This is a genomic window from Neolewinella aurantiaca (genome assembly GCF_008014675.1).
Lineage (GTDB): Bacteria > Bacteroidota > Bacteroidia > Chitinophagales > Saprospiraceae > Neolewinella > Neolewinella aurantiaca.
The window spans coordinates 1-9754 of sequence record NZ_VOXD01000011.1 but is presented as its reverse complement, the minus strand read 5'-3'; the positions used below and the strand labels follow the sequence as shown (position 1 = coordinate 9754).

6 protein-coding genes are annotated in these 9754 nt (G+C 51.8%); all 6 read right to left on the bottom strand.

Annotated elements, in window-relative coordinates; translation table 11 throughout:
• Positions 1 to 681: 681 nt before the first annotated feature.
• Positions 682 to 1101, bottom strand: a complete 420-nt coding sequence (locus FUA23_RS08690) for an OsmC family protein (protein WP_147930349.1) — start codon at positions 1099 to 1101, stop codon at positions 682 to 684.
• A gap of 75 nt (positions 1102 to 1176) precedes the next feature.
• Positions 1177 to 2262 (bottom strand): alanine dehydrogenase, encoded by a 1086-nt coding sequence (ald, locus tag FUA23_RS08685; RefSeq protein WP_147930348.1) that lies wholly within the window; start codon positions 2260 to 2262, stop codon positions 1177 to 1179.
• A 184-nt stretch (positions 2263 to 2446) separates the two neighbouring features.
• Complete coding sequence (locus tag FUA23_RS08680) at positions 2447 to 3334, bottom strand: hypothetical protein (RefSeq protein WP_147930347.1); 888 nt, start codon at positions 3332 to 3334, stop codon at positions 2447 to 2449.
• A gap of 78 nt (positions 3335 to 3412) precedes the next feature.
• Positions 3413 to 4183: a 4-hydroxy-tetrahydrodipicolinate reductase gene (dapB, locus tag FUA23_RS08675; protein ID WP_147930346.1), complete on the bottom strand. Its 771-nt coding sequence runs from the start codon at positions 4181 to 4183 to the stop codon at positions 3413 to 3415.
• 143 nt (positions 4184 to 4326) lie between these two features.
• Positions 4327 to 7878 carry a chromosome segregation protein SMC gene (gene smc / locus FUA23_RS08670; protein ID WP_147930345.1) on the bottom strand — a complete coding sequence of 1184 codons (3552 nt, stop codon included), beginning with the start codon at positions 7876 to 7878 and terminating at the stop codon, positions 4327 to 4329.
• Between the two features lie 291 nt (positions 7879 to 8169).
• Positions 8170 to 9754, bottom strand: a 1585-nt coding sequence (locus tag FUA23_RS08665; protein ID WP_147930344.1) for a T9SS type A sorting domain-containing protein, incomplete at its 5' end; no start/stop codon positions are given.

Here is a 9754-nt window from a genome sequence, read left to right as displayed (position 1 = left end):
AATGTGTTGTAGGTTCTGGTATAATCAGCCGTCGAGCAGCAGAGGTCGCTTTCGGGCATTGGAATAGTGCTCCGTGCCAGGCACGGAAAATAAAGGTTGACCGTGCGAACACGGTACGACGCCGCCCATCGCATGAGGGATGCAACGAGTGGTTAATGGTGAAGTGTCAAGGTGTTATTTCAAAACAAAAAAAGATGGGGTACTGATTCGCCCGCAACCAGAAAGGCGCGGGAAGGGTGTACCAATTAAAGATATATGTGTATGTGTGTGTTTCCGATGCTCAGCACCGGTGAAGTAGGTAAAAACCCATCAACCACAGATTAAAGTTTGGTGGATGATGTCTATGAATCAGTTAAAAGACATGCACAAATATAATGAGAAGGCGTAAGAAATACAACTTAATTCTATTTTAACCGAACCAAACAGGCAACTGCTTTTAGGCTATTCACCCCCTACACCCTAGTAAATACTTGCTTTTGAGGAAAAGAACCACCTGAAAAACAGGTAAAACTACGTACCTCAAAATGAGTACGATTTATGAAGTAATTATCCCCGCTGTTCCCGAGAGCGCACCCTGCACCTGCGGCCCCGCCTGAAAACAGAAAAGCCTGTCGGAGAAATTTATCTCCGACAGGCTTTTTCTGAAGCGACAACCGACAGGTTAATGCGCAGGTAGAATCACTATTCCCCGACTACTTTGTAGTCCCAGGTTATCTCGACGCCACCGGCTTTCAGCATCAGGCTCACCGAACACATTTTTTCCATACTTAGGCGGCAGGCACGTTCGGCTTTCTTCTCGTCGATATCTCCAACAAGCGTATAAGCCACGTGAATTGCCGTGAAGATGCGCGGCTCCTCGTCGCGGCGGGTGCCGGTAACGGCGATCCGGATGTCTTTCAGGTCCTGCCGTTGTTTTTGCAGCAACATGATAACATCGATACTCGAACAACCGCCTACGGCCGAAAGCAATACCTGCATCGGGCGCATGCCCGCATCGTGCCCGCCGGTAGCAGGACCGGCGTCCGTTTCGACCGTCCGGCCGTTTTCGTTGGTGGCCTGTAGGTGAAAAGAATCGTCGAGGCGTTGAAGATTTACAGTCATTTCAGAAATTTTGTTGACCAGGAGCTGGAAAAAGAGAGCTCGTGCCAGCTCCTGGTAACGGGCGTTTAAACTCTACTACATGCCGAATGCATCGGCAACTGGCTGGTAAACGATCTCACCGCGCACAACGTTGAGGCCTTTCTTGAGTCCGGCGTTGTCTTCGCATGCTTTCTCCCAGCCCTTTTCCGCAATCTGCAGCAGGTAGGGGAAAGTGGCATTCGTAAGAGCAAGGGTGGAAGTGTAAGGCACTGCACCCGGCATGTTGGCCACACAGTAATGCAGAACGCCATCCACCACAAAGGTCGGGTCAGCGTGGGTGGTCGGCTTACAGGTTTCGATACAGCCGCCCTGGTCAACAGCAACGTCTACTACAACCGAGCCGTCACGCATTTCGCTGAGCATTTCGCGGGTGATGAGGTGAGGAGCTTTTGCGCCGGGAATGAGTACTGCTCCAACAATAAGATCTACCGTGGAGAGCTCTTTGCGGATGTTGTATTCGCTGGAGTAAACGGTACGGACATTTGCCGGAAGTACGTCGGCCAGGTAACGCAGACGATCGAGATTGATGTCCATCAGGATGACCTGAGCACCAAGGCCCGCCGCCATCTTGGCCGCCTGGATACCAACGACTCCGCCGCCGAGAACGACAACTTTGGCCGGTTTAACACCGGGCACACCGCCGAGAAGAATACCAATTCCGCCTTTTGGCTTTTCCAGGTAATTCGCGCCCTGCTGAATCGCCATCCGGCCAGCAACTTCACTCATTGGTACCAGCAGCGGCAGGCTACCGTTGGGTGCCTCAACCGTTTCGTACGCCAGACAAATGGATTTGCTTTTAATCATAGCTTCGGTCAGCGGCTTAGAGCTGGCGAAGTGGAAGTAGGTAAAGACGAACTGGTCTTCACGAATCAGGTCGTATTCGCTCGCGATCGGCTCTTTGACCTTTACGATGGTTTCGGACTTCGCGTATACGTCTTCGATGGTAGGAAGGATAACGGCACCCGACTCAACGTAGGCGTCATCATCGTACCCGGAACCAACGCCGGCTCCGGTCTGAACGTAAACGGTATGGCCTCTGCGAACCAGTTCGAGACAGCCACCCGGGGTAAGGGCGACACGGTTCTCATTGTTCTTAATCTCTTTCGGACAACCTATAATCATGTGGTGGTAGTAATTTGGTTGGTTGGTAATTTATTGGGGTAATACGGATGTACTATAATCCTTTGATGAGATTAAAAATCCGTGGTTATTCTTTTGCTGTTTAATTACAATCATTGCATCCCGCGGCCGCGCCGGGGAATGCTCTCACGCGCTCATCATCCTGGTATTGGTGGCTTTGCTAGTCTTAATTGCCCGCAACGATCGCAATTTTATCGAAGCCGTTGGATTCGATCCGGGAAATATTCTTAATCCCGTAAAACCGGAGGTCCACAACTTCTTTCCAAACCGGATTGCGAATGGGGTCGAAGCGATAAATCTTCGAGCCTCCGCCCATTAGGTAACTTCCGTCGCGGAGAATGGCAAAGTCTTCAGAGCCGTTAATACAGGTTGTAACCGGACGTGGGGCATCCGTGAGGCGGTACAGGTTCTGCTCTACCAGCGTCCAGCTCGCAGTTTCTTTGCTGACGTAAGCAAGGTTGCCGTTCGGCAACCGCTTAAAACAACGGCCAACGTTGTTGGCCAGGGTTCGTGGCCGGTCTGTATCGGCGCTGGCAAGCGCCAACGTATTCGGCGTTCCGACGATAAATAAGGCTAACTGAGTACTGTTCAGCCATTCGTAGTATCCGATACCATTGATGTACTTGAATACCGGCCGGCCGTTGTCCTGGAGGTTTGTAGGGAATTCCCAAAGCCTTAACACGGTGTCCCGGCCGATGTATTCCTGGCGGATAGCACTGAATTTGCGCCCGTCTCCCATACTTTTGGGGCTGTATTCTCCGGAAACCGTACGGGTCATCCGTGTCTTACTCTTCGCGTTCAAATCGAAGCTGAAAATATCCGGCTGCTGCATTTCCGGCTGTTGTACCGAGAGCAACAAAACATTCCGGTCCTGCCAGTAAGGCTGGTTGTTGTAACCCTGCTGGTTAAAGCCGGTTATGTACTGGGGGTTGCTGAACGTGACGGTGCTGTCCCCTTCCTCGATATCAAACACATAAACCTGGGTAGCAGGCAGCTGTGCAGCTAGGCTAAGGGAGCAAACGATACAGGCAAGAAGGCTAAAAAAGATGCGCATACAGGTGGGTTGGTTGTGGCGTGCGGGGCGAAGATAATGGTTAGGAGCTTAGCACATAAGACTTTTATGTCCCGGTGCTCAGTCCTTCGTTTTCAGCAAGTCTTTCATCGTGAACACTCCCCGTTTACCCACCAGCCAGCGGGCCGCCGTTAGGGCGCCTTTTGCGAAGCCCTCCCGGGAGTGTGCGGTATGTTTCAGGCTTAGTGTATCCACTTGGCTTGCCAGCTCGAAAATATGCGTACCCGGAACTTCAGGTTCCCGGACAGAAGTAATGGGAACCGGCAATTTACCCGCTTTGGGCGCAGACGCAGGTGCAATTTTAGTTTGTGGTACATCGGACCGGACCTCAGACAGGGCCCAGGAATCATAAGCATCTAGTTGTGCGGCAACCTCCTCCGCCAGGGTAATTCCCGTTCCGGAAGGCGCGTCCAGCTTCTGTACGTGATGGATTTCTTCCACCGAGGCTTCATAGCCACCGTACTGATTGGCCAGTGCTGCAGCCCTCGCCGCTACCTCGAAAAACACGTTGACACCGATACTGAAGTTACTCGCCCAGAACAGTGCTCCGTCTGATGCATCAACCTTGTCGGATATTTCGGGAAGCTTCGCCAGCCACCCGGTAGTTCCTACCACAATAGGCACTCCGGCTTCCAAAGCCAGCTCTATGTTAGGTATAGCCGATTCGGGCCGCGTAAACTCAATAATCACGTCTGCAACGGCCAGGTCTGTCGCTTTCACCGATGTGCGGTTGTTCTCATCTACGATCAGTACAATATCATCTCCTGCGGTTTTGGCAAGGCCTTCTATGAATCGACCCATTTTACCGTGGCCAAATAGTGCTATCTTCATAAGGCGAAGGTACATAATTCATCAAATCCGGACTCACTGTTGGGCATAACGAGTTTCGGACGCTGCTCAGGCTGTGCCCCTCCACGTCAACCTGTACACCCAACAGCCTCTCGACCAGAAAAATCAGCGATCCTGATACATGCTTAGGCCGCCGAGAACATTCTGCTTCCTTCCAGTTCTGTGAATTTAACCGGCAGTACTCCACTACCCTGCTGTTCGTTGGTAAAGACTCCGTAAATGGTGTCCACCGCCTCCATGGTCAGCTTATTGTGCGTCACGATGATGAACTGACTGTCCTTGGAGAACTTCTTGATGATCTTGTTGAACTTCGCGATGTTGGCGTCGTCCAGCGGAGCATCGACCTCGTCGAAAATACAGAAAGGCGCAGGCTTGAGCAGGTACAAAGCGAAGAGCAGAGCAGTCGCCGTCAGGGTTTTCTCTCCACCGGAGAGCTGACTGATGGTTGTTGGCCGCTTACCTTTCGGCTTGGCGATGATCTCGATTTTTGATTCCAGCGGGTCTTCCGGAGTTTCCAGGATCAGGTCACAGTTGTCGTCTTCGGTGAACAGGCTTCTGAACACTTCAATGAAGTGTGTCCGCACTGTTTCGAATGCGTTCAGGAACTGAACCGTAGCGGTAGTCTCAATCTCTTTGATTGTTTTGATCAGTGTGGCCTTGGCTTCTGTAATATCATCCCGTTGCTTGGTGATGGTATCGTGGCGTTCCTTCATCTCATCATAGGCCTCAACCGCCATCGGGTTGATTTCACCGTAATTGCCAATCCGGCCGCGCAGGCGGTCGACTTTAACTTCGAGGTCGCCTACTGAGCCTACCCATTCTTCAATCTCCAGACCGTTGAGCCCTTCCAGTCCGATATTGAATTCGATCTTCAACCTTTCCGCCAGGCCATTGATCTTGAATTTGATGTCAGTAAACTTCTCCTTGAGCTGATTCACCAACACCTGCCCATCCTGCCGGCGACGGTTTTCACGCCGCAAATCGTCCTCCATCGCGTTGATAGCGGTGCGCGCACTAAAATAATCCTGCTCCGCAGCGTTCAGCGTCGTTTGGTATTCTGTACGATTAGCGTACATAGTTTCCAGGTTCTTAGCCTGAAGACTCTCTTGTTCTTCGAACTGACGCGACTCTTTGGCCAGTTTCTCCAGTTGCTCCTTATTGCTCAGGTCCTGATCACCCAACTCTTTCAGCCTGTTTCTCCGGAACGCTATTTCTCGTTCGAGCGTCTCTACCTGATTCTGCTGCTGAATAAAGCTGATGTTGTGCTGGTTGTAACCAGCACTTGCTTCAGAAAGCTGTTCACTCAACTGACGGTAATTCCCGTCGGTACCGGCCAGTTGCTCACGCATGGTTTCCACTTTCTGCTGACTCGTCTCCAGGTCACGAACAATAACAGAATTCGTTTTGATGATCTCAGCTACCTGCTTGGCAAGGTTCTCGTTTTTGGCCTCGGTTTCGGAAAAATAATTCTGGAAACTATCAACCCTTGCCCGTAATCCGGCACGTTTTTGCTGCAAACGACTGAGCTCACGCTGCTTTTCCTGAATGTCTTTATCTACCCGTCGCTGTCGAAGTTCATTGAGTTTGTTACGCTCCTGGTACAATTCCTTCTCAATCACCCTTGCTTTCGCTTCGGCTTCTGTGATTGCTTTTTCCAGAACTTCAAGGTTCTTCTTTCGGCCAATCTTCTTACCCTCGAACAGGCCTACCGAACCGCCACTAACTGAGAATGGCCGTCGGATAAACCGTCCGCTCTGGCTGAGAATGGATATGCCCTCCGGAGGCTGCTCCGGCAAAGCATCGGTCGTCGTCACCAGGACATTATGCAACAGGTGATCCAACAGCGGCTGAAACTGCTTGTCTACTTTCACCACATCCGTGGCAAGTTGGGTACCTGGTGGCAGTAATGCAGGTCCGCCCTGATAAGGAGGAATGGCATCGAGCAGAAAGAAATTGGCTTTCCCTTTCTGACTTTTGCTAAGTAAAGCGATGGCTTGCTTCGCCTCTTCCGCGTCGGCAACAACGTAGTAATTGAGGAAGCTTTCGAGGTAGTTCTCAATCGCAACGCGGTAGTCCTGGTCTACCAAAACCAGGTCGGACAGCAGCTGAGGATCTTCCTTCCATTGCTTACTCTGGCTGAGAAAGCGAATGGATTCAGGAAAGCCCTCAAGACTGTCAATCATGCTCTTAGTAAGCTTGAATTCGTTCCGCCGGGCATCGAGGCCGCGATTGATCTTGCTCTGCTCGTTTTGCAAACGGTCTACAGCCTCAGTAGCAGCATCCATCGCTTCCCGGCGGTCTGTCTCCGCCTGCTCGAGTTTCTCAATCGCCTTGAGCTGTTTCTCTTCCTCTGCCTCGAGTTCTTTCAACGAATTTTCAAGGCTCTCTTTTTCACTCCGGCGGTCATCCATTTCGCCGGCATTGCGCTCAATCTGGTATTTATAGTTGTCAACCTGGTTTGCGTTGATGGCTTTTCGCTTCTCCAGTTCGAAAATCTTACGCTCTTCTTCCTGCTGGGCTTTAAGCCCTTCGTCCAGCCTTCCTTTCAACGACTCATGTCCGGCACGGATTTCCTTGAGCGCCTCTTCGGCTGCATCAAGCGCAGTTTTTCGCTCAACGGCCACCGCCTTTTCGGCTTCAAGGCGCTTATCCATTTCTTCGATCTGGCTCACGTAGTCCGTCAGCTGACCCGAAGCAGTCGCGATATCCTGTTGTAGCTTTTCAGTTTGCCGGCGAACAAAAGCTTTGCGCTGAGCCAGCATCTGTTTCTCGTTCTCCAGCCCCCGAAGTTCGTTGACCAGTTCGTTGAGCTTCTTTTGGCGCTCACCGAGCAGTTTTTCCTTGTCGATGTGCTTTGCACGTTCTGCCTCAAGCGTAGCTTCCAGCTTACGGATGGTTACGTCTACGTTACGGTAATCGTCTTCGGCTTTGGCTATTTCCCCCTTCAACTTACCGTAGTCTTCACGTAAAGCGGATACCTTCACCTGGGTCAGCTGCAGGCTTTGCTGCTTGTATTGCTCCTTTATCTCCAGGTAGCGACGCGCACGACGTGCCTGTTTTTCAAGGCTGACAAGGTTATTGTTTATTTCGTGCAACAGATCCTCAATCCTATCGAGATCGCCCTCTGTGTTTTTGAGCTTATTCAGCGTTTCACGCTTTCTCGCCTTATACTTGCTCACACCCGCAGCCTGCTCGAACATCTTCCTGCGACTATTGTCCTTGTCGCTCAGGATGTCGTCAACCATTCCCAGCGCGATTATCGCGTAAGAGTTTGACCCAATCCCGGTATCGAGTAGTAACGATGTAATATCCTTCAAACGGCACTGAACTCCATTTAGACGGTACTCCGAATCTCCCGAACGGTACAGCATCCGGGTTATCGTTACCGTGTTGTACTCGGTCGGTAACAGCCCTTTGTCGTTATCGAAGGTCAGGCTAACCGAAGCAAGACTACCTGGCTTCTTCTTTTTTGTTCCGTTGAAAATGACGGAGCTCATCTTATCCAGCCGGAGCTCTTTCCCTTTTTGCTCTCCCAACACCCAGCGGATAGCATCAACTATATTGGATTTTCCCGAACCATTTGGTCCGACAATCCCGATAACGTCCTCGTCGAAATTGACGATCGTCTGGTTGGCAAAGCTTTTAAAGCCCTTAATTTCAAGTTGGCGTAAACGCATAGAGGGCGAAGGTAGATAGTTAGTTCATTTGCTTGTTAGTACGTACACCGCTTAGTTTTCCCCGCAATTTCCACAGGGTTTTACACATTTTGGATGCGGGGCCGCAGGTGCAAAGAAGGTTGACAAATATACTGTTGCTCAATACCTTAGCCAAGGCAGACTCGTTTTCCGACTTTCCTTCTCCCCTACTCACACTTACTGAAAAACAAAAACCCCGCCACTCATCTCTGAGTGGCGGGGCTCTGTTCCGCAGCCTTCAGGCTGCGTTTCACGGGCGTTAACCCGTAACGATTACTGTACGATCATCTGCTTGGTAGCAGTGAAGTCGCCAGAAGTCAGCGTGTAAGAGTAAACACCAGCGGCGCCGATGTTCTCCAGCTCAACGCGATTCAGACCAGCAACACCGTCGATTTCAACAGTTTTAACCAGGCGACCAGCTACGTCCTGAACAGTCAGGGTAGCAGCACCGGCAGTTGCCAGTTCGAAGCTTACAGAAGTAACGTCAACCACTGGGTTAGGCGTGTTCTGGAAGAGTACGTTCTGTGCAGTTGCACCTGCGAAGTCAGCGTTGAAGGCAAGCTCGAGACCGTTGCTCGTGCCGTTCAGCGCTACACCTTCACGAACCACTACGGCGTCGCTCAGGCTGATCAGCTCGCTCACCAGACCAGAAGTCGTTGCGCGAACCTCAAGGCTCACAGCACCAGCTTCACGAACCAGTACAGCGACCATACCTTCACCAGCGTGGTTCAGGTTCAGACCACCTTCACCGATGATCTCAGCAGAGATCAGCTCGAGGCCGGCAGCCAGCTCAATCGTACCCTGGAAGCCCGCCATCTGCGCGCCGTCAAGGATGATCGTGCGGAGCTGTCCGCTTTCCAGTTGTACGTCGTCTACGTTCAGAAGCTGAGCCGTACGACCGGTGGCACCGGTCAGGTTCATCTTCTCTACTGCTACGAAGTCAGCAGTTACGCTGCCCTGCAGGTCGTTGGCGTTGAATACCTCGGGGAAAGCCACCGCGTAAGGGTTGCTCATGTTGATGCTCGTTCCGGCTTCCACCATGAACCAGTTGCCACCGGCAAAGCCGTTGTCAAGGCCAAGGATGGCACGCTGACCGGCAAGGATATCGAATACGTCGAAGGAACCGTCCTGAGTAACATCACCAGCTACGAACTGGTAAGCACTGGTGAATGGTGCAGTACCGAGGATCTGGCCGATACCCGCTACGAGGTCGGATGCACGTACGTTCTGTGCGTTGAATGCAGCGTCGAATACTGGCTGTACGGTGTAGTCAGCGTCCAGTGGCAGGCCACTGAAGGTGTACGTTCCGTTAGCAGCAGTAGTAGTGGTCTCGTCCATACCGGCAGAGCTGGTCAGGTTGATCTCAACTCCGGCAATAACTTCATTGTCCTGTGTAGCGATCAGACCGGAAAGGTTGCCGGTAGAACCGTCACACCAGCCCATGTTGTCCTGTACTTCTACGATTACCTCACAGTAGTCAGGCGTAGAACCGTTGTCGTCGAAGGCGTATACACGTACGTTTACCGTACCGTTGTCGAAGTCATCACAGTCGATGTCGTCGATACCAAGAACACCAGCTACCGGTGTGAAGCCAGCAGTGCCAGCTTCGCTGGAGCGGTAGAGGCTGTACTTGTCTACTACGTTACCGAAGCAGTCTTCGATCGGAGAAGCGATGAAGTCAGATGCCCAGATCGCAGCCATGCCGCCACCGTTGCCGTCGTTCATCAGCGTAACGGTCAGGGTCTGGATACAGATCGGAGTAGGCGACTTGTCAGCAGTTACACAGAACTCGATGATCTGAACGTCGAAGTTACCACAGCCGTCAGATGCGCGAACGCGGATAGCGTGGTCACCAACC